The organism is Sorangium sp. So ce426 (genome assembly GCF_051475585.1).
GTDB lineage: Bacteria > Myxococcota_A > Polyangia > Polyangiales > Polyangiaceae > Sorangium > Sorangium cellulosum_B.
Map to the genome: position 1 here is coordinate 5,229,329 of NZ_CP150341.1, position 20,125 is coordinate 5,249,453.

At 72.7% G+C, this 20,125-nt stretch carries 13 protein-coding genes and 1 pseudogene; 7 read left to right on the forward strand and 7 right to left on the reverse strand.

Annotated elements, in window-relative coordinates; all coding sequences use genetic code 11:
- Positions 1–178: 178 nt before the first annotated feature.
- On the forward strand, positions 179–1,447 hold the full coding sequence (locus WMF44_RS19400) for a DNRLRE domain-containing protein (protein WP_437300607.1): 1,269 nt from the start codon (positions 179–181) through the stop codon (positions 1,445–1,447).
- Here the strand turns inward: WMF44_RS19400 and WMF44_RS19405 are convergent.
- From WMF44_RS19405 to WMF44_RS19430, 6 genes and pseudogenes are all read right to left on the reverse strand, one after another.
- The gene (locus tag WMF44_RS19405; protein WP_437300608.1) at positions 1,432–2,541 is read right to left on the reverse strand and encodes an ABC transporter permease; all 1,110 of its coding nucleotides are present in this window, start codon (positions 2,539–2,541) and stop codon (positions 1,432–1,434) included. The genes WMF44_RS19400 and WMF44_RS19405 overlap by 16 nt on opposite strands.
- 60 nt (positions 2,542–2,601) lie before the next feature.
- Entirely contained in the window at positions 2,602–3,684 is a 1,083-nt protein-coding gene (locus WMF44_RS19410; protein WP_437300609.1) for an ABC transporter permease, read from the reverse strand.
- Positions 3,681–4,616 carry an ATP-binding cassette domain-containing protein gene (locus WMF44_RS19415; protein WP_437301581.1) on the reverse strand — a complete coding sequence of 312 codons (936 nt, stop codon included), beginning with the start codon at positions 4,614–4,616 and terminating at the stop codon, positions 3,681–3,683. Before WMF44_RS19415 ends, WMF44_RS19410 begins: the two co-directional genes overlap by 4 nt.
- Positions 4,617–4,790: 174 nt before the next feature.
- Positions 4,791–5,234, reverse strand: a pseudogene (locus WMF44_RS19420) (ATP-binding cassette domain-containing protein); the annotation flags it as partial.
- An 83-nt stretch (positions 5,235–5,317) separates the two neighbouring features.
- Positions 5,318–6,619 (reverse strand): BMP family lipoprotein, encoded by a 1,302-nt coding sequence (locus tag WMF44_RS19425; protein ID WP_437300610.1) that lies wholly within the window; start codon positions 6,617–6,619, stop codon positions 5,318–5,320.
- Between the two features lie 88 nt (positions 6,620–6,707).
- Entirely contained in the window at positions 6,708–7,922 is a 1,215-nt protein-coding gene (locus WMF44_RS19430) for a vWA domain-containing protein (RefSeq protein ID WP_437300611.1), read from the reverse strand.
- Positions 7,923–8,394: 472 nt separating this feature from the next.
- On the opposite strand from WMF44_RS19430, the gene WMF44_RS19435 reads away from it, so the two are divergent.
- On the forward strand, positions 8,395–9,888 hold the full coding sequence (locus WMF44_RS19435) for an SLC13 family permease (protein WP_437300612.1): 1,494 nt from the start codon (positions 8,395–8,397) through the stop codon (positions 9,886–9,888).
- Positions 9,885–11,093, forward strand: a complete 1,209-nt coding sequence (locus tag WMF44_RS19440; RefSeq protein WP_437300613.1) for a glycerate kinase family protein — start codon at positions 9,885–9,887, stop codon at positions 11,091–11,093. The genes WMF44_RS19435 and WMF44_RS19440 overlap by 4 nt, the downstream gene beginning before the upstream one ends.
- 20 nt (positions 11,094–11,113) lie before the next feature.
- Here WMF44_RS19440 and WMF44_RS19445 read toward each other — a convergent pair whose 3' ends face one another.
- Entirely contained in the window at positions 11,114–12,700 is a 1,587-nt protein-coding gene (locus WMF44_RS19445) for a metallophosphoesterase family protein (RefSeq protein WP_437300614.1), read from the reverse strand.
- 115 nt (positions 12,701–12,815) lie between these two features.
- Here WMF44_RS19445 and WMF44_RS19450 point away from each other — a divergent pair, with 115 nt between their 5' ends.
- From WMF44_RS19450 to WMF44_RS19465, 4 genes are all read left to right on the forward strand, one after another.
- Positions 12,816–14,111 carry an SUMF1/EgtB/PvdO family nonheme iron enzyme gene (locus WMF44_RS19450; protein ID WP_437300615.1) on the forward strand — a complete coding sequence of 432 codons (1,296 nt, stop codon included), beginning with the start codon at positions 12,816–12,818 and terminating at the stop codon, positions 14,109–14,111.
- 676 nt (positions 14,112–14,787) lie between these two features.
- A complete protein-coding gene (locus WMF44_RS19455) occupies positions 14,788–15,603 on the forward strand; it encodes a hypothetical protein (RefSeq protein WP_437300616.1) in 816 nt (271 codons plus the stop codon).
- A 571-nt stretch (positions 15,604–16,174) separates the two neighbouring features.
- Entirely contained in the window at positions 16,175–17,977 is a 1,803-nt protein-coding gene (locus WMF44_RS19460) for a serine/threonine protein kinase (RefSeq protein ID WP_437300617.1), read from the forward strand.
- Between the two features lie 36 nt (positions 17,978–18,013).
- Positions 18,014–19,912: a PEGA domain-containing protein gene (locus WMF44_RS19465; protein ID WP_437300618.1), complete on the forward strand. Its 1,899-nt coding sequence runs from the start codon at positions 18,014–18,016 to the stop codon at positions 19,910–19,912.
- The last annotated feature ends 213 nt before the right edge of the window (positions 19,913–20,125 follow it).

Consider the following 20,125-nt stretch of genomic DNA (forward strand, 5'->3'; position numbering starts at 1 on the left):
CTGTTCACCCCACGGCGCGTATCCCGCTGTTCACTACGCGCCGTGTACCCCGCTGTTCACTGCGCGCCACGCGACACGCGACACGCGACACCCGCGCACCAGCGCACCAGCGCACCAGCGAACCAAAAACCGCTCAGGGCCATTGTATGTTGTCTAAACTAAGAATATAAGAAGAATCATGCGATATTTCCATACGAGCGCTGCTAGCGCTTGCCTCTCTCTTCTCGTGCTCGCAGGGATCCCCGGGACGGCGTTCGGGGCACCGACCGCGATCACGTTCACCATCAACCACGCCGATTGCGGCGCCGGCGCGTTCTCGCTGTACCTGAATGGGGTCCACCTCGACACGGTCGCGAGCACCAACGGCTGCGATTGCAATTCAGCGACGCTCCAGAGGACGTTCACCGAGCCCGGCGTCCTCGCCCTCTACAATCCAGCGGCGTGCAATGATCTCCAGGTCGATGTCGTCGACGGCGGGTCGACGGCCGTCGGCTTCGCCCGCGTGTACGTCGAGGCGACCGAAGGCGCGTCGCTCCTCTGCCTGTACGATGCGGTCTCCGGCCCGATCCCCTGCGCGGATCGCGACGTCTGCGACGGCTACGAGGTGGGGCTGTCATCGCTCGCGAGCGACGACAGCGACGACATCGCGCCCGGCCTGGGCGCGGGCTGCGACAACTGCGCCAACCGCGACAACCCGGACCAGGCCGACGCGGACGGAGACGGGATCGGCGACGCCTGCGATCCGTGTCCGCTCGGCGATAGCGACGGCGATTCGTTCTGCGATGCGACCGACAACTGCGCCAGCGTCGCCAACTGGGACCAGACCGACAGCGACCTCGACGGGATCGGCGACGCCTGCGACAACTGCCCCGCTGCCGCGAATCCAGACCAGCTCGACAGCGATGGTGACGGCCTCGGGGACGCATGCAAAGACGTGTGCGTCACCCTGCAGCGAGGCGCCCTCGGCGACGTCGAGGACGCCGGTATCTGGGAAGCCTTCCCCCGCTACAGCGACGGCCACGTCCCTTACAACTACTCGGGCGACGCCAACGGCGCGCGCAAGCAGGCGCTCTACCGGTTCGGGCTCGACGGCATCCCCGCCGGGGCCACCGTCACGTCGGCAGAGTTCGGCGTCGTCGCCTTCGGATCGAGCGACCAGACCGTCCGCGCTCACCGGATCACCGCGCCGTGGCGCGAGGACACCGTGACCTGGCAGAGCTTCGCCGCGAGCTACGACAAGGCCGCCGCGGCGGAGCTCACCTATGTCGACCCCTATGCCATGAGCGCCGATCTGACCGGGCTCGTCCAGGCGTGGGTCGACGGCACGACCCCGAACTACGGCTTCCTCGTCGAGGAAGGGCCGGACGGGCGCACGTCGTACCGCTCGAGCGATCACCCCCTCCAGAGCGACCGCCCCTGGCTCGAGGTCTGTTATCTCGCCCGCTGATCCACGCCGCGCGGCCGCCCCTCCGCCCCGTCACCCACATCACACGACCGCTCCTCGGCGCTCTGATCCACGCGGCGCGGCCGCCCCTCCGCTGCGCCGTCCGCCGGATAGGGCTGCCCGAGCGCCGCGGGAGGCGTCGCGTCGAACGCGCGCAGGAGCGGGCGGCGCGCGGCGCGCGGCAGCAGCGCGGAGGCGCGCTCCAGGAGCCCGCTCGAGGTGAGCCCGAGGACCGCGATCATCAGCGCGAACGGCGCCACGCTGAAGACCTGCGTCGGCACCGATGGAAGAGCGCTCTGGCCGAGGCTCGCCGCCGACGACAGCACGCCGAAGAGGTACGCGCCGAGCGCCGCCCGCACCGGATGGAAGCCGCCGAAGATCACGATCGCCAGCGCGATCCAGCCGTAACCCGCCGTGTGGCGGTGGCTCCATCCCGCCTTGAAATCGAGCGAGTACGCCGCGCCGGCGATGCCCACGAGCGCCCCGCCCACGAGCGTCGCCGCCGTGCGCGCCCGCGTCACATGCGCCCCGCGCGCGTGCGCCGCCGCCGGCTGCTCGCCCACCGCGCGGAGGAGGAGCCCCGCGCGCGTGCGATAGAGGAAGAGCCACGCGCAGGCGACGAGGACGTAGCTGCCATACACCAGGGGATCGCTCTGGAACAGCAGCGGCCCCACGAGCGGCACGTCCCGCAGCACCGGGATCGACGCCGCCGGCACCGTCGGCCCGGGGACGCGCACGTACGGGCCGCCGAGCACCGACGAGAGATCCGCGCAGAGCATCGCCAGGACGAAGCCGACCGCGATCTGGGAGCGGCCGAGGTAGATCCCGCCGATCGCCACGACGAGCGCGACGAGCGCCCCGGTCGCGGCCGCGGCGGCGAAGCCGGCGAGGACGCTCCCGGTCGACAGGGCGGCCGCGAAGCCGACCATCGCCGAGAGCATCATCGCTCCCTCGGCCGAGAGGTTGATGACCCCGGCCCGCTCGGTCAGCGTCTCGCCGACCGCCGCGTAGACGAGCGGCGTCGACGCCGCGAGCGCGGTCGCGAGCAGCGAGAGGAGCTCGGCGCCGCCGTCGCTCATGAGGGCTGCTCCTTCCATCGGAGGCGTCCTTCCATCAGGCCTGCCTCCGTCTGCCTCGTCCCTCCGGGCCTCGTCCCATCACGCCACCTCCGGCCGGCCGCCGCCGCGCGCCGCCCTGGGGGCGAGGAGCGCGAACAGGACGAGCGCGCCCTGGAGCACGCCCGACAGCGAGGACTCCAGCCCGAGGGTCATCGGGAGCTCCAGGCTGCCGACGTTGAGCGCGCTGAAGAACAGGGCGATCGGCGCGACGAGCGCGGCGCGCCGCCCGGCGAGCATCACCACGAGCAGCGAGAGGAAGCCGAGGTTGCTCGAGATGCTCGGGATGAGCCGGTGAAACGTGCCGAGCACCTGCAGCGCGCCGGCGACGCCGGCGAGCGCGCCGGAGACCGCGAACGCGAGGAGCACCTGCCGCGCCGCGCGCACGCCGAGCACCTCCGCGGCCGGCGGGCTCAGCCCCACCGCCCGCAGCCGGAGCCCGAGGTGGGTCCGCCCGAGCACGACGGCCGTCCCGAGGAGCGAGAGGACCCCGAGCAGGAGCGCGACGGGGCTGAGATCGGTGCCGCCCAGCGTGGAGAGCCGGAGCGCGCCGTCGAGCGGCTCGGTGCCGGCCATGGACGCGACGCCAGGGCGCTTCCACGGGCCGAAGACGAGGTACAGGACCAGCCCCTGGGCCACGAAGTTCATGCCGAGGCCCGCGAAGATCTCGCTCACCCGGACCCGCGTGTGCAGCGCGCCCGTGAGGGCGCCCCAGAGCGCCCCGCCGATCGCGCCCGCGCCGACGCAGAGCGCGACAACGGCGCCCGCCGGGAGGTGCGGCCACAGGGCGCGCGCCGCGCCCGTGGCGCAGACGGCGCCCAGGACGAGCTGCCCCTCGACGCCGAGGTGGTACAGCCCGGCGCGAAACGTGAACAACAGGCCGCTCCCACAGAGGAGCAGCGGCGCCAGCGTGACGAGCACCCGCGCGGCGCGATCCGTGGAGCCGAACGCGCCCTGCCACAGGCCCGCGGCCACCGCCGCCGGCGAGGCGCCGAGGAGCGCGCAGAGGCCCGCCACGAGCGCAAACGCCAGGGCGAGCGGTGCGAGGCGAAGGAGCAGGAATACGGCCCGGCGCGGCGCGCGGCGCACGGCGGGCTCGGCTGGGGCGCTCGGCTCGGAGCTCATCGATCGGACCCCGCAGGCGCTGGCGGCGGCGCAGGTGCGCCAGGCGCCGAGGGCGGGGCGGCGCCGTCGAGCTCGCCGCCGATCATCCGCCCGAGCCGGTCCAGCGTGAGGTCGGCGACGCGGACGGGCGGCGAGACGCGCCCGCCGCTGAACACGAGGATGCGATCGCTGTAGCGCATCAGCTCGTCGAGGTCGGACGACGCGAACAGGAGCGCCGCGCCGGCACGGCACCGCGCGAGGAGCTGCTCCCACACCCAGCGCGCCGACGCGAGGTCGAGCCCCCGGGTCGGCTGCTCCAGGAGGAGCAGCGCGAGGCCCGCCGGGAGGAGCGCGAGCTGGGTGCGCTGCTGGTTGCCGCCGGAGAGCCGTTCGACGGGCGTGTCGGGCCGGCCCCGGATCCGGAGCGCCTCGATCGCCCGCTCGGCGGCGCGCCGGATCTCCCGCGGGCGCAGGAAGAAGCCGGGCCGCGGCGCGCGCAGCGCGACGTGCTCCTCGATGGAGAGACCCGCGATGAGGCCCTCGCGACGGCGATCGGCGGGCAGGTAGCCCACGCCGGCGCGCAGGAAGGCCGGGTAGGGGCGGCCGGTCAGGTCGGCCCCGCCCACGGCGACGCGTCCCCGCCGCGCCCGGAGCAGCCCCGCGCAGGCGCGCAGCAGGAGGCGCTGGCCGCTCCCCTCGAGGCCCGCGAGCCCGATCACCTCGCCGCGACGGACGGCCAGGTGGGCGATGCGCACGTCGAGCCGGTGATCCCCGAACGCCACGCCCTCGAGGGTGAGCGCCGCGCCGCCGCTCGGCGCCGCGCCGCCGCTCGGCCCGGGCAGGCGCTCCAGGGGCGCGAGCGGCGCGCCGCCGCCCTCCTCGGGGGACCGCTCCCGAGGCGCAAGCGCCTCGCCGAACATCAGCGCGACGAGGCGATCGGCCCCGGCCGGCATCTCCGCCTCTCCCGCCACCTTGCCGTGCCGCAGCACCGTCACGCGATCGCAGAGCGCCTCGACGTCGGAGAGCTTGTGCGACACGAGGACGATCGCCTTGCCGTCCGCCTTGAGCCGCCGCAGCGCGGAGAACAGGGCCTCCTGCTGCGCCCCGGAGATCCCCGTCGTGGGCTCGTCCAGAAGCAGCGCTCGGACGCCCAGCGCGAGGAGCCGCAAGAGCTCGATCTGCTGGCGCTCCCCGAGGGTGAGCCGGGCGACCTGCTCGTCCGGATCGACGGAGAAGCCGAAGCGCGCCGCGAGCGCGAGCAGCTCCTCGCGCGCCGCGCGCCGGGGGAGGAAGACGCCCGCGACGCCGCCCGCGCCGCCCGCGCGGGGCCGGGCGACCAGGTAGCTCTCCAGGACGGTGAGCGGCGGGAAGTCGAGCGGCTCCTGGTGGAGCACGCCGACGCCGGCGGCGAGCGCGTCCGCCGGGCTCGCGAGCGCCACCGGGCGGCCGTCGAAGAGCAACCGGCCCGCGTCCGGGCGGAGGAGCCCGCCCAAGATGCGGAGGAGCGTGCTCTTGCCGGCGCCGTTCTCGCCGAGCAGCCCGTGGACGGCGCCCGCCTGGATCGTCAGCGACACGCCGTCGTTGGCCTTGACCGGGCCGAACCGCTTCGCGACGCGCTCGATCTCGATCCGCATGGATCACCGCCCGGAGACGGCTACTTGCTCGGCCCGGTGATCCCCCGGACCAGCTGCGGCAGATACCAGATCTGCTGGGGCGTCGCGGCCTCGCCGTCCTTCAGGAACTCGGTGCCATCCTGGAACTTGAGCGGCCCCTTGAAGAGGTCGAGCCCGTTGGCCAGCTCGATGACGAACGCGCCGAGCGGCGCCTGCGCCTCTCCCAGCGCGGCGCCGGGCCCGAAGCCGACGACCGACGACTCGCCGTTCAGATCGCGGAAGTCCGGCCCTCGCCAGACGAACTCGCTCGCGTACTTGCCCGCGCGCGCCTTCTCGATCGCCTCGCGGTAGAGCGGCGCCCAGTTGTAGTACGCGACGCCGAGGCAGATCTCAGGCGCCAGGTCGCAGCCGGCCCTGTGGTCGTAATGGACGTACTTGACCTTCTTGCCCGCGCCGCTCGCCTTCTTGGCCTGCAGCGCGGCCTCGGGCGTGTCGAGCCCGGTCATCAGCACGTCGAAGCCGCCGCCGATGAAGTCGTCGGACACCTTGGTTGGGTCGAGGGTGACACCCGGGATGTTGAACCAGAAGCCGATCCACGTGACCTTGAACGTGAGGTCCTCCGGCTTCTTCTTCTGGTACTTCTCCCAGCAGTACCGCGCGCCGAGGTACGCCGCGGTGACCAGCCGGCGGGTCTCGTCGTTCACGAGCGGGCCGACAACCCCGATCTTGCCCGTCTCGGTGCCGAGCGCCGCGGCGCACCCGGCGATGTGCTGGGCCGTCTCGATACGCCCCATGAGGTTGCCCAGGTTGGGCTGGGGCTTGTGGTTCTTGCCCTCCTTCCAGGCGTAATCGCCGGAGATGTGGATGACCGTGACCTCCGGGTGCTTGCGCGCGGTCTCGAGGGCGTCGTCCTTGTAATCGTCGGAGTTGTAGACGACGAACCGCGCGCCCCGGGAGATGAGATCGTCCGCGACCTGGGAACCCTTCACGTTCGGGCGGTCGGACGGGTTCACCTTGTCGACATACTCGAAGCCGACGTCCGGCATCTTGGCGAGCACCGACCGGATGCCGTCGTGATGGGCCTGGTTCCACCCTTTGTCGTTGTAGGGGCCGACCAGCACCATGCCGACCTTGTATGCGGCGGCCGGCGCCGCGGGCGCAGCGCTCGCCGGCGCCGCGGCGCCGGGGCCGGCGGTCTTCTCCGAGGGCGGGCTCGCGCTCGTCGACGAGCCCTGGCACGCGCCGGCCAACAGCGACAGCGCGATGGTGAGGACGGCGGGCGGGCGGGCAGCGAGGCGCGGGACAGCGAGGGCCGCGGGCGACTTCGGCGAGCGAGGTGTCACCGAGGCATCGTGGGCGGGAATGTCGCAGGGTGTCAAGAACCGCCGAGACGGACGACGCCGAGCGCAGGTGCTGGGCGTCGTCCGCGTTTCACTGCGGTATCACGATCACGTCTTCGCAGGTGAAATCGACCCCCAGGGCCGCTTCGGGGTCCGACTGGATCGTGGCGCACGTGCTGTCGCAGAGCACGATCTGGGTCGGGTTCGCGGCGCTGTCGTAACGCCAGGCGTTCTCGCTCGCGCACTCCTGGTCGTAGGAGAGCGCCGTCGGGTCACCTCCGCCGCTCTGGTACGTCACGCGGACCCGCTGCGCGTCGAAGCTCCGCCCGTCGGGAGCGGGCGGGATCTCGACCGTGCAGGAGACCGAGGCGCCGCGGATCGCGTCGATCGCCGCCTTGAAGGCAGCCGAGGTCGCCCCGGGATTGCCCGTGTCGATCAGGTAGGCTCGCTCCGTCCCGCCCGCGTCGGCGATCTGGTGCAGGTTGTCGAGGTCGTGCGGCGCGCCCTCGATCGGCGGGTTGTCGACGCCGATGACGTACGTCGGGACGCCGTCCTCGAGCGCGCCGGCCGCGGCGTCCGACACGCGCTGGATCCTGTTGGACTCCGTGCCGCAGCCCGCAGGATAGCCGTCCGTGACGAGGACGATGGCGTACCTGCCAGGCGTGGCCCGCCGCTGGTCTTCGACGTACGAGATCGTCCCCTGCATGACGAACAGCGTCGGCGTGCCGCCGCGCCAGTCGGCGCTGGTGGCCGGGGTGACGGCGGTGATCGCCTCCTCGAAGCGCGGAGACGGCAGCGGCGTCATCGGGACCTCCGGTGTCTCGTACGTCTCGGCCGAGCACTTCTCGTCGCGGTCCTCGTCGTCGCTCGGAAAGAACCTGAGCGACGCGTTGATGCCCTCGGACAGGGGATCACTGAAGAACTGCTTCGTCGCCGCCACGACGGGATCCCACTTGAGCTCCTTATCGTACCAGGGCTCGTCGCCCATGCCCATGCTGCCGGACACGTCGAACGCGAAGGCGAGGTACACGGGCTGGAGGTCGGCGCTGGCCGACTGGGTGGCGCACGCCCCACCTTGGCCCGAGGAGCTGCCGTTGCTTGAGGAGCCGCCTTGCCCCGAGGAGCCGTTTGCGCCCGGACCGCCCGATCCGAAATCGCCGCTCGTGCTCTGGGAGCTCCCTTGGCCCGAGCCCCCGCTCCCCGGGCCGCCGCTCTGCGAGCTCCCGTCGCTGGCACCATTGCCCCCACATCCAGCGCCGATCGCACCCACTGTCAGCAACACAATGGCCATCGTGGGCAATCTCATAAGTCGAACCCTCCATCAAGGGCGGCCCGGCGCGCGTCGCCGGCGCCAGCACCGTTGATTCTGCGTGAGGCACCCGGAGCAGACACGGCCGTGAAGCTCGCTCCCGGTGCTCGTCATCCGGGAAGCATAGCTGACCAACATGGCAGCCGGACGACGCACGGATCAGAAATGATGCTTTCCGCCAACGCGGTCCGGCAAGTGTTGCCGCGGCCCGGCATTCCTTGAAGTGTGGTCTCCTTTCTCACCACAGCTCGGTGCGCGACGCCCGGTGTGTGGAAGGGGCTGAGAGCGCCGGCTCTGGTGGGCAACGCCGTCGACGGGGCCGACCCTGGCGCCGGACGAGAACGACGCCGCGCCGGGCCTGGATCGGGCGCGTCCGCGGCCGTGATCGCGGCGCGCGAGCAGCCCGCCTCGTCAGCGCGGTTGCAGGAGGGGGGCACGGACTATGCCTTCCTCCTAGCGGGCGATCTTCATGTCATCGAGCGACGCAAATCATGAGGATGCGCCCGACCTCGAAAGCGCCGCGGATCGCAGCAATGCCGTGGCCGTCCGCCCGCCGCCCTCGCGGCCGGCCCCGCCGCGCCCGGCCGATCGGGTTCGCGTCCTCCTGCCCCTCTCGCTGACGATCGCTGCGGGGATCGCCGTCGTCCTGCCGGCGACGTTGCCGGCGCCCGCCCGGATCGCGCTCTTCGCCGTGCTGCTGGCGATCATCCTCTGGTCGACCACGTCGCTCGACGTGGCGTACGTCGGGCTCGGCGCGGCGCTGCTCCTCCTCCTGACCGGCGTCAGCCCCCAGGAACGGCTCTTCGACTCCCTCGCGTCCGACGTCATCTGGTTGATGATAGGCGCGTTCATCCTGGGCGGCGCAGTCGAGCAGTCCGGCCTGGCGATGCGGCTGGCGCAGCGCGTGGTCGAGCGCGCCCGCACCGTGCGCGGCCTGTTCTGGTGCTTGACGGCCGTGCTCATCCCGTCGTCGCTCTTCGTCCCGTCGGTCTCCGGCCGTGCCGTGATCGCCATTCCCATCTTCCGCAGCGTCGCTTCCATCACGGCGGATCCGCGCATCACCCGCGCCCTCGCGCTGCTGTTCCCCACCGTGATCCTGGTCAGCACCATCGGCTCGCTGGTCGGCGCGGGGTCTCACCTCGTGGCGAACCAGCTGCTGAGCCAGGTCACCGGCCGTCGGCTGTCCTTCGGCGAGTGGGTCCTCTACGGGATGCCGTTCGGCATGGTGGCCAGCGGCGCCGCCTGCGCGGTCATCATGGCGCTCTTCCTCGACGGCGAGCGCCGCGGGCGACGCATCCGGGTCCCCCGGCGCCCGCGAGGCTCCTTGTCGCGATCGGAGCGGATCACCCTGGCCGTCGGCGCGACGATGGTCGTGCTCTGGCTCTCGGAGCGGTGGCACGGCTACGAGAGCGCCACCGTCACGCTGGCCGGCGCGCTCGCGCTCACGGCGCCTGGCAGCGCGCTCCGCTGGAAGGAAGGCGTGAAGGCGGTCGACTGGAACCTCCTCCTCTTCGTCGGAGCGGCGCTCGTCCTGGGAGGCGCGCTGATCGACACGGGCGCGTCCGGCTGGCTCTTTCAGGCGCTGCTCCGCAACAGCGGTATCGAGAGCGCCAGAGGGCGCCTGTTCCTCGTCGTGGCGGTCGGCGTGATGTCGCTGACGTCCCATCTCTACCTCACCTCCCACGTCGCTCGCATCGTCGCGCTCGGCCCCGTCTTGCTGCAGCTCGCCGCCGGTCGCGATCTCGACCCCGCGGCGGTGATCTTCATCGGCACGGTCGGCATCGATTACTGCCTGACGTTCCCGGTGAGCTCCAAGGCGCTCCTGATGTTCCAGGGGCTCGACGGAGAGACGTTCCGCCCGGCGGATCTCCTGCTCCTCAGCGCCGTCATGCTCCCGATCCACCTGGCGTTGATCGCCGTCTTTCACTTCACCTGCTGGCGCTGGATGGGGCTCGCGCCATGACGGGCCCCCTGCGCATCCTGATCGCTCCGTCGGGCTTCAAGGAATGCCTGGACGCGGAGCAGGTCGCCGAGGCCATCGCGGCGGGCCTCCGGCGCGCGCTGCCGGAGGCGCGCCTCCTGAAGGCGCCGCTCACGGACGGCGGCGAGGGCTTCACGCGGGCGCTGGTCAAGGCGACGGGCGGCTCCTTGCACCCCGCGATCGTGACAGGTCCGCTGGGCCAGCCTGTCGCGTCCCATTTCGGCTTCCTCGGCGGCGCCGGACCACGGACGGCGGTGCTCGAGATGGCCGCTGCCGCCGGGCTCCGCCTCGTCCCGCCTCACGCGCGCAACCCGATGGCCACGACGACACGCGGCGTCGGCGAGCTGATCCGCGCCGCGCTCGACGCGGGCGCGGCGCGGCTGCTCATCGGTTGCGGCGACTCCGGCACCAACGACGGCGGGGCGGGCATGGCCCAGGCGCTGGGCATCCGCCTGCTGAACGCGGCGGGAGGCGAGATCGGAGCGGGAGGAGGAGCGCTGCTGGAGCTCGACCGCATCGACCTCTCAGGCAGGGACCCCCGCATTCCCCGCGTGCAGATCGAGGTGGCGTGCAACTGGCGAAACGTCCTCTGCGGCGCCGGCGGCGTGGCGCGCGTGTTCGGCCCGCAGAAGGGCGCCTCGCCGGAGATGGTCGAGCGGCTGGAGGCGGCCCTGGAGCGCTATGCCGCCATCATCGCGCGCGACGTGGGCGTGGACGTGAGGACCATGGCGGGAGGAGGCGCCTCCGGAGGCCTCGGCGCGGGGCTTCATGCCCTGCTGAAGGCGACGCTCTTGCCTCGCTACGATGTCCTCGTCCGCCACCTGGACCTGGACGACCTCCTGCGCGACGCCGATCTCGTCGTCACCGCCGAGGGGGGGCTCGACGCCCGGACGTCGCGCGGCAAGATGCCGGCGGAGCTGGCCAGACGCGCAAAGCACTTCAGGCTGCCGGTCATCGCGCTGGCAGGGACCATCGACGACGATGCGCGCGTGAACTACGCGTGCGGCATCGACTCGTTCTCGTCGATCCTCGAGGCTCCATGCACGCTGTCCGAGGCCATGGATCGTGCACCCTTCCTGATCGCGAACGCGGCCGAGAACGCGCTGCGCTACATCCTCATCGGCCGAGATCTCCCCGGGCTCCGCAAGGCGCGAGGGCATCCGCGTCCACGCGCACGGGCGGGCTGACCCGACCCGGGTCGGGTCGCTCAAGACACCTCGGCCTCGGCGGGGGCCGGCGCCGGCGCGGCGGAGCGCGCGGGGCGGAGCGGGTGGGTCTCGACGCGCCAGATCCCGTCGTCCGTCAGGCGGATCGCCGCGAACCTGGCGACGCCGTCGAGGTGGCCGTCGGTCTCGTGGCCGAGCGTCGACGAGGGGTGCGCGTACACGCTGACGCGACCGCCGCTCTTCGAGCGGTAGTGGCCGAAGAACGCGAGGTGCTTGTGCCCGTGGAGCACGAGCGCGCTGTTCTTCTTCGGGTTCTTCTGCTGATACGCCGCGAGCATCTCGAGGAGGCGCGGGCCATCCATGGCGATCATGAACGTGTCGTTGAGCGAGATCGGCCCCGCGAGGCGCGCCACGTGGTGGTGGAGCAGCACGATGACCGGGCCGGACCCCCGCCGGAGCGCGCGGGCGAGGCGACGCAGCTGAGCGCCGCCGATCTGCCCGATCGCGCTCGACCCCACGAACCGCGACCGGTAACGGTTGGAGTTGAGGCCGAAGATCCGGATACCGCCCTCGAGATCGAGCCGCCTCGGATACAGGCCGGCGATCGCGCGCAGCCGCCGCCGCGCGCGCTTGCGGGCCGGGAGGTGCAGGGGAGGCTGGAAGGGGCCGCGCTCCACGCGGGTGAGCACCTCGATGAAGCGCTGCTCGCGCTCCGCCCGCTTCGTGAGGTAGGGGTCGGGCGACGTGCCGAGGTTGATGGCGACATCGTGGTTGCCGGGCACCATGAGCACCTGCGAGGAGGCCGGGATGCCGGAGAGCGCCGCCTCGAGCTCGTCCCACTGCGCCTCTTCCCCGAGATCGGTCATGTCGCCCGTCAGCGCGACGAGCGGCGGCTTCATGGCGGCGATCTCCGCCACGAGCCGCTGGAGGCGGCCTGTCAGCTCCGCGGTGTCGGGGCGAGGGGCCCCTTCCGGCCACGCGGCGGAGCCCTCCTCGATCTCGTACGGCTCGCGGCCGCCCGTCGTGATGTGGAGATCGGAGATCTGGCAGAGCACGAGCCGCCCGCCGGGGATCGCGTCGCCAGGGTCGGGGAAGAGCGTCGCCGCGCCGCCATACCGCAGGATCACGCGGGTCGCCTCGCCCAGGGCGGACGCGAGCCAGGCATAGAGCGAGAGCCCGAGCGCGAGCGCGGCGAGCGCCGTGCACACGGCCAGGACGAGCGCGGCCCCGCCGCCGAAGGAGAGCCTGCCGCCCGCGGGGAACCAGGACGCGAGGAAGGAGAGGAACGACCCGTCCAGCCACGCGGAGAGCCAGGCGGGGACGCCGATCTCGAGGGCGTGCACGGCGAGCCCGCCGGCGCCGCAGGCCGCGGCGAGGAGGACGAACAGCAGGATCAGGCGATCGCGGACGACGTCGATGACGTCGACGACCTCGCCGAGCCTCCCCCGGAACGACGAGCGGAAGTAGAGGCTCCCGTAGGAGATCTTCTTCCATGTCTCCGGCCGCCACACGCGGCCTTGGCTCGCGACGCTGGAGACGACGAGGGCCGGGACGATGACCAGCGCGAGCAGGACGAGCACCGGCAAGAGCGCCAGGTAGAGGACTCGGAGGGCCGCCCTTCGCGCCATGCCTCATTTGACGTGCCCCGGGCAGGACCGTCAAGGAGCCGCTCGGACCGCGCGCGCCCCGAAAGTTGCCGGAATCGATGGATGCTCGTAGCAGTAAGCGCGAGTTCGCGCGCTGATGTCCTGCACCGAGACGCCGATAGAGCCGGCCTGCGCCCTGCGATCACCCGCGTCGAGCGGCCCGCCGCCGGCGCTCTCGACCGGCGCGCGCGCGGCGCCTGCGCGCCGGCGCGGCAGGGCCGCGGCCCTCGTCGCCGCGGGCGCTGCCGGCGCGGGGGCGGCCGTGTGGACCAGCGCGGCCGTGGCGGTGTGGACCGGGGCGCCCGCGACGGCGGCGCGCAGCGCGGCGCCGCTCGTGGCGAGCGCGACGAGCGCGCTGCCGGAGCGCACGCCGGCGGCGCCGCCAGAGCGGGTGACGCTCACGGCGGATGACGAGGACGCGGATGACGACGACGTGGGGCCCGGCACGCTGGAAGCGCAGCGCCTCCGGCTGTTCGCGCGGATGCGGCGCGAGCTCGCGCTCCCCGACGAGGCGATGCGGCAGGTCGAGGCGATCTTCGCGGCGTCGACGGTGCTCGGCCAGGGCAACCCCGCGCTGACGCGGCACCCGATGTCACGATCCGAGTGCCGCCGCATTCGAGCGCTCTCGGGCGTCGAGCCGGCGCGCGAGCCGGCCTGCGGCGCGCCGGGGATGGTGCCGCTCTTCGATCCCACGCGCGGTCAGACCGCGGCGGACGCGCCCGCGTGCATCGATCAGCTCGAGTTCCCGAACGTGCCCTGCGAGTACCCCGTGGTGCACGTCCGGGCCCGCGAGGCGGCGCTCCTGTGCAGGGCGGTCGGGAAACGGATCTGCGACGCGCACGAGTGGGAGGGGGCGTGCGCCGGGGCCCTGCGGGATCCGGACGTCGAGTACGAGTGGGCGCGCCCCCGGAACGAGGCGAGCTGGCACCACAACCTCCTGCGCGAGAAGGTGTGGAGCTACGGCCCCGCGAAGGACCACGCGCTCTGCGGGACGGGGAGCTCCCGCACGCCGGGCTGTCCAGGCGGCGGGTGGGACCGCTGCGGCTCCAACACGTATCCCGCCGGCGCGTTCCCCGCATGCCGCAGCAGCCTCGGTGTCTTCGATCTGCACGGCAACGTGGCCGAGCACATGAGCCTGCCCATCCTGCCCGAGGAGCTCGCGCGGCACGGCGATCGGGGCTTCACCGAGATGAAGGGCAGCTGGTTCGCGTTCTCGTCGATGGAGGTCCACGCCGACGACTGCCGCTTTCGCGCCCCCGACTGGCACGCGACGCGCCTCATGAGCAGGGGCAGCCACGCGAACTACCACCTTGGATTCCGCTGCTGCAAGGACATCACGCCGCCGGACGGCGCCGAGCGAGGCGAGGGTGTCGACCACCACGGCGCCAGGTGAATCCATCCACATAGATTTGACCACATGAGCCCACGTGTGCGCATCGGGTGGTCCACGGGCGCAGGATCTCGCTGACGCGGCTCGTTGCGAGCGCCCGTCGCGAAGTTGCGGTGGCGGAGGCAGACGATTACGGCCCGAGGCGATCGATTCGTGTCGTGCATCCGTTGGGGCACAAACGGCGCAGCCTGAGCACGTCAGGCGCAGAGGGTCCGACGTCGTGCGCGGGTTGCGGCCCGGTCAGACGGGCGGCGGGGAGGCGCCGCGCGCCGTCGCGAGCGGGCCTCGATCGGGCCTCGACGGCTCTCGTTCACGACGGCCGCGGTGCGGGCGGGAGCGCAGGTGCTCTGCTCGAAAGCCCGCGAGAGAGGCGCGGCGCGCGGCGCGAGGCGCCTGCCCCCGAGGCGTTGAGTTCGCCATCTCCAGCATGGGACGCGCGGCCCGCGCGCGAACCGCCCTCCGATCGGGGGCCGTCCCGCCGGTCTCCGCGTTGAGAACCCGGAAAACCAAGGCCGGCGTCGATCCAGAGAATGCCTTTTTGCGGACGCGTCAAGGCGGGTGACGCGAGCTCGCAGCGGCAGTGTCTGCACACGAGGGCTGAGGCACACAGCCTGCTCTTCGATGAGCCCAAGGTGGCTCGGACCTTCCGGCCATCACGGGATATTGAGGAGGACAACACATGCTCTCGATTCATGGCAAGGTGCTGGGGCTCGCGGTGGTGATGGCGGCGCTGGGCACGGGGTGCGCCCTCGATGCGGGGAGCGACGCGGATCTCGACGAGGCCGGCATCGACGAGGTCGAGCAGGTCGATTCGACCACCGAGGCGCTCGAGGCTGGCGCGTCGGCGAGGGGCGGGTATCAGGGGCCGTACGATGGTGGCAAGGGCGGGCCGATCGGCGCGCAGGGCCCCATGGACCTCGGCCAGGGGCCGATCGGCGTGCAGGGACCGGCGAGCCCCGGCCTGCAGGCGCCGATCGGCCAGATGGGGCAGGGGCCTGTCGGCCAGGGGCCGGTCGGGCAGGGGCCTGTCGGCCAGGGGCCTGTCGGCCAGGGGCCCGTGGGCGGCGTGCCGGGCGTGGGCGGCGTGCCGGGCGTGGGCGGCGTGCCGTTCGGCGGCATGCCGTTCGGCGGCTTCGGCGGCTTCGGCGGCTTCGGCGTGCCTGCCGCGATCATCACGAGTTGCACCACGTGCAACAACGTGTTCGCTCCCGACTGCTTTCCGTGCAGCCCCTGCAACAACTTCGGTCCCCCCTGCTGCAACCGGCGGCCGCCCTGCGGCGGTGGTGGGTTCTCGGGGTGCAATCCCGGCATCGGCGGCCCGTTCAACGGCGGGTTCTCGGCTGGTCCCTGCGGTGGCGGGTTCGTGCCGGGCTCCCTCGGCGGGTTTGTGGGCAGCCCCTGCGGCGGCGGTCCCGGGTTCGGGTTCTCGGGGGGCTCGGGGAGCTGCGGCGGCGGGGGAGGCTGCTGCGGCGGTGGCAACGGGCCGGGCTGGTAACAACGGGGCCTCTTGCCTCGGCTGCTAGCGCCGGCCGCGGCGACGGCGCGGGGCGCGGAGGAAACAGGCCCGGCGCCGCGCAGGCCGCCACGGGAGAGCGTGAGTCGCTCGCGCTCGATGGCCGATCTCGGGTCGGCCCATCGTCGCCGCTCTCCCGCGCGAGCTCCGCCTGCGCCGCCTCGGGCTCACCCCCTCGGCGGCCGGCGGACGGCGGGGACGTGACGGCAGCGCTCGAACGGCCGCAACGGCAAAGGCTGGGCCCGCGCCGGCGGGGGCGACCCATGTGAGGTGAGGTCGTCGCCGCCAGCGCGGCTCGCGGACGCAGGGGGGACGGCGCCACGCGGCCGTCAGCCGTGCCCCGCTGCCCGCGCGGGATGGCGGGAAGGCGGGGAGGTGGATGGCCGGCGATGATGGCGAGGTGAGGCGAGACGCGCTGCGCCGCGGGAGCGCGGCGCGGCCCGCGAAATTGCGCCGAATTGCACCTGAGTCCAGCGAGCCCGCGCCGGCGGCAGGCGCCGCCTTCACGGGCGTTGCTACGCCGCGAGCAATCCCTTAGAGTGGCGCTAACGCTGTGATCGGCACGATCATCGACGGCAAATATCAGATTCGCAAGCTCCTCGGCGAGGGCGCCATGGGCTCGGTCTACGAGGCCGAGCACACGGGGACCGGCCGGCGCTGCGCCGTGAAGGTGATCAGCTCGGCGGATCTCACCCGCGACCCGAAGGTCGTGAGCCGCTTCCAGCGCGAGGCGCGCGCGGCAGGCGCGATCGACACACAGCACATCACCCAGGTGCTCGACGCCGGCGTCGATCGCGGCTCGAACCTGCCGTTCCTCGCGATGGAGTTCCTCGCGGGCGAGGACGTCCACGAGCTCATCAAGCGCGTCGGCCCGCTCGCGCCCGACCTCGCGCTGCGCATCGTCGCGCAGTCGTGCATCGGGCTCCAGAAGGCGCACGAGGCGAGCGTCGTCCACCGCGACATCAAGCCGCACAACCTGTTCCTCGCGCGCCGCGACGCCGGCGAGATCCTCGTCAAGCTGCTCGATTTCGGGATCGCCAAGGTGAAGATGGACCGGGCGAACGAGACCGAGAGCGCCGATCTGACGCGCACCGGGAACCTGATCGGCTCGCCGCTCTACATGTCGCCCGAGCAGGCGCGCGGCCAGAAGGAGATCGACCACCGCACCGACATCTGGTCGCTCGGCGCCGTGCTCTACCAGCTGCTGACCGGGCGGACGCCGTACCATCACATCACCGCGCTCGGTGAGCTGATCATCGCGATCTGCTCGGATCCTCCGCCGCAGGTGCAGGATTTCGCCCCGTGGGTGGCGCCCGAGATCGCGGCGATCGTGCACCGATGCCTCCTGCAAGCCCCCGCGCAGCGCTACCAGAGCGCGCAGGAGATGTTCGGCGCCATCCGGCCGCTCCTTCCGTACGGCTGGGGCATCCACGAGAGCATGCTCGTGCCGCTGCCGGAGGCCGTGCACCGGCAGTCCGCGCCGCGGCTCGCGATGAACGCGCCGCCCGCGAACCAGGGCGGCGCGTACGCAGCGGCCTCGCCGGCGAACCAGAGCGGCGGGTACCCCGCGATCTCGCCGGCGAACCAGAGCGGCGCGTACGCCGCGACAGCGCCGGCGAACCAGAGCGGCGGGTATCCCGCGGTCCCGCAGGAGCACCGCGGAGGCTACTCGTCGTTCGCGCCTCCCCCGCTCCAGAGCGGGCCGCCGGCGCCGATTATTCCGGCCACCAACCACGCAGGCGCTGCGACGACGGGGGCGCTCACGCAGTCGCACCGCGGCACGCAGCCCGGCGTGCCGCGGGTGCCGGTGGTGGCCGGCGCCGCGCTCGCCGCCGCGGTCATCTCAGCCAGCGTGTACTTCATCAGCCGGCCGTCGCCGGAGCCGGTCGCGCAGCCGGAGGCGAAGGCGACCGTCGAGACGCTCCCGCCTGCGGCGGCCACGCCGACGTCGCCGCCCCCGACGCCGCCGCCGGCCGCGACGCCGACGACGCCGGAGGTGGTCGCGGCGGTCGAGCCGCAGCCGAAGCGCGTTCAGGTCGTCATCCTGCCCGCCGACGCCTCGGTCGAGGTCGAGGGCAAGCGCGTGACGACGCGCAACGGGATCCTCGATATCACCGGGCCGCCCGGGAGCGTGCACAGGGTGCGCGTCTTCAAGAAGGGGGGAGGCGAGGCGATGGCCGACGTCGTGGTGACCGACACCGGCGCGTTGCCGCCGAAGGTCGAGCTCACGCCGACGTCGGGGAAGGGCGGTCCTGCGACGTCGGCGAAGAGCGCCTCGACCGCGCCGCCGGCGCCGCCGCCCGCGCCCACGACCCCCAAGGGGATCATCGACAACACCGACGAGTTCGGAAAGTAGCAGCGGAACGACAGGCTGAGTACGGTGCTCGATCGAATGGATCTGCGTACGCGGCGCGGCGGCTCTCGTCTTCTCTCCCTCGCGCGGCGTCCCCGCGCAGCGCCGCGGCTGCGCGCGCTCTCGGCCGCGGTCGCGGTCGCGGTCGCCGCCGGACCGGCGCTCGCGCAGCCGGCGCCGCCGGCCACGGGCGCCGCCACGCCGGTCAAGGAGGGCGCCGCGCCCGCCGCGGAGGCCGGCGCGCCGGCCAGGGAAGGCGCAGCGCCGGCCACGGGCGCCGCGGTCCCGGCCGAGGAGGCGCCCGTCTCCGAGACGGACCGGCAGGTGGCGCGGCTCCACTTCGAGAAGGGGCTCACGCTGCTGCGCGAGGAGGCGTGGGGCCCTGCGCTCGCGGAGTTCCTCCTCTCGCGCAAGCTCTTCCCGACGCGCGTGGCCACGAACAACGCCGCGATCGCGCTGCGCAAGCTCCAGCGCTACGACGAGGCGCTCGAGATGTTCGAGACCTTCCTTCGCGATTTCACGATGTCGGCCGCCGAGCGCGCGGCCGCGCAGCGGGAGATCGCCGAGCTGCGGGCGCTCGTGGGGACGCTCGACATCACGAACGCGGAGCCCGGGGCGTCCATCGTGGTGAGCGGCGAGGAGCGCGGGCAGTACCCGCCTGTCAAGCCGATCCGCGTGGCGGCGGGCCCGCACGTCGTCCGCGTCTTCAAGGAGGGCTACGAGCCGGTGGAGACGCGCGTCGACGTCGCCGGCGGGCAGACCGTCACGGTGAACGCGAAGCTCCGCAGGCTGACCCGCTCGGGCCGGCTGCGCGTGGTGGAGCGCGCCGGCAAGACGGTCGACGTGCTCGTCGACAACGTCGTCGTGGGGCAGACCCCGTGGATCGGCGCGCTGTCGGTCGGCGATCACATGGTGGCGCTGCGCGGCGCGGGGAAGCTCGGGACGCAGCCGACGGCGGCGCCCGTGAAGCCGCAGGAGCTCACGACGCTGTCGCTGCTCGCCGAGGATCTCGACGCGTCGCTGCGGGTCGACCCCACGCCGCCCGGCGCGAGCGTGTGGATCAACTCGGTCAACGTGGGCAACGGCGTCTGGCTCGGCCGGCTCAAGGCGGGCGCGCACCGGGTCGAGGTGAAGGCCGACGGGTTCGTCACCGGGACGCGCACGGTGACGCTGCTGAAGGGCCAGCGCCAGAGCCTCGACATGCGGCTCGAGCGCGACGAGGACGCGGATATCTGGCGCAAGCCGCCGAAGATCACGCTCGACGTGAGCGCGTCGTTCCTGCTGGCGCCGACGCTGGGCGGCGAGATCACGGACGGCTGCGGCTCGGGTTGCTCCAGCTCGCTCGGCCTCGGCGGGCTCGGCATGATCCACGGCGGTTACGAGCTCGGCTCGGGGATCGGCGTCGGGATCGAGCTCGGCGGCCTGTTCGCGGCGCAGCAGATCGACGAGCGCTCGGCGACGCTCAGGCCGGTCGGCTACCGGGATCCGCTCGATGGCACGGCGAGCGACACGCTCCGCCTGGGCGGCTTCCTGGCCGGCGCGACGTTCGGGTACCACTTCGACCTCGACGAGCGCTTCCCGGCGCTGCTCCGGCTGGGCGCGGGGGTGCTCGTCGGCGAGGTCCGCGACGAGCGGACCGGCAGGTTCAGGACGACCGGCGGGGAGTGGTTCAACACGTTCCCGGTGGTCGACTTCGCCTCGGCGACCTACTTCTACGCGGATCCTGATCTGCGGCTCGGCCTGCGGCTCGGAGAGCGGTGGGAGGTGTCCGGCAGCCTGAAACTGCTGCTGCTGGTCGGCCTCAGCAAGCCGAAGTGGGACAGGACGATCGAGCTGTCGGCCTCGACGGACGGGATCGGCACCTACGAGCCGGAGTCGCTCATGGGCGATTTCGTCTTGATGTTCTCGCCTGGGGCGAGCCTGCGTTACCAGTTCTGACGAGCCCGCGCCGGTGCGCGGCCGCGCCGCGCGGCGTTGCATACGTCCTGCTCGTTTACAGCGGCTTCCGCCCCCTCTGCGCCATCCAGAGCCGCAGCAGAGCGGCGGTCACCCGCACAGGAGACGGGCCCAGATCGGCGTTTTCGGCGCGCAAGCGCACTCCAGTGCGCTGAGCACCGAAAACGTCGAGGTGGGCCCGTATCCGAAGCGGGT

What these genes read in the sequence shown, in the direction of transcription:
- WMF44_RS19435 (WP_437300612.1), top strand. Translation starts at nt 8,395, where the DNA reads ATGTCATCGAGCGACGCAAATCATGAGGATGCGCCCGACCTCGAAAGC.
- WMF44_RS19405 (WP_437300608.1), bottom strand. Translation starts at nt 2,541, where the DNA reads ATGGAAGGAGCAGCCCTCATGAGCGACGGCGGCGCCGAGCTCCTCTCG.
- WMF44_RS19400 (WP_437300607.1), top strand. Translation starts at nt 179, where the DNA reads ATGCGATATTTCCATACGAGCGCTGCTAGCGCTTGCCTCTCTCTTCTC.
- WMF44_RS19450 (WP_437300615.1), top strand. Translation starts at nt 12,816, where the DNA reads ATGTCCTGCACCGAGACGCCGATAGAGCCGGCCTGCGCCCTGCGATCA.
- WMF44_RS19415 (WP_437301581.1), bottom strand. Translation starts at nt 4,616, where the DNA reads ATGCCGGCCGGGGCCGATCGCCTCGTCGCGCTGATGTTCGGCGAGGCG.
- WMF44_RS19410 (WP_437300609.1), bottom strand. Translation starts at nt 3,684, where the DNA reads ATGAGCTCCGAGCCGAGCGCCCCAGCCGAGCCCGCCGTGCGCCGCGCG.
- WMF44_RS19455 (WP_437300616.1), top strand. Translation starts at nt 14,788, where the DNA reads ATGCTCTCGATTCATGGCAAGGTGCTGGGGCTCGCGGTGGTGATGGCG.
- WMF44_RS19465 (WP_437300618.1), top strand. Translation starts at nt 18,014, where the DNA reads ATGGATCTGCGTACGCGGCGCGGCGGCTCTCGTCTTCTCTCCCTCGCG.
- WMF44_RS19440 (WP_437300613.1), top strand. Translation starts at nt 9,885, where the DNA reads ATGACGGGCCCCCTGCGCATCCTGATCGCTCCGTCGGGCTTCAAGGAA.
- WMF44_RS19445 (WP_437300614.1), bottom strand. Translation starts at nt 12,700, where the DNA reads ATGGCGCGAAGGGCGGCCCTCCGAGTCCTCTACCTGGCGCTCTTGCCG.
- WMF44_RS19430 (WP_437300611.1), bottom strand. Translation starts at nt 7,922, where the DNA reads ATGAGATTGCCCACGATGGCCATTGTGTTGCTGACAGTGGGTGCGATC.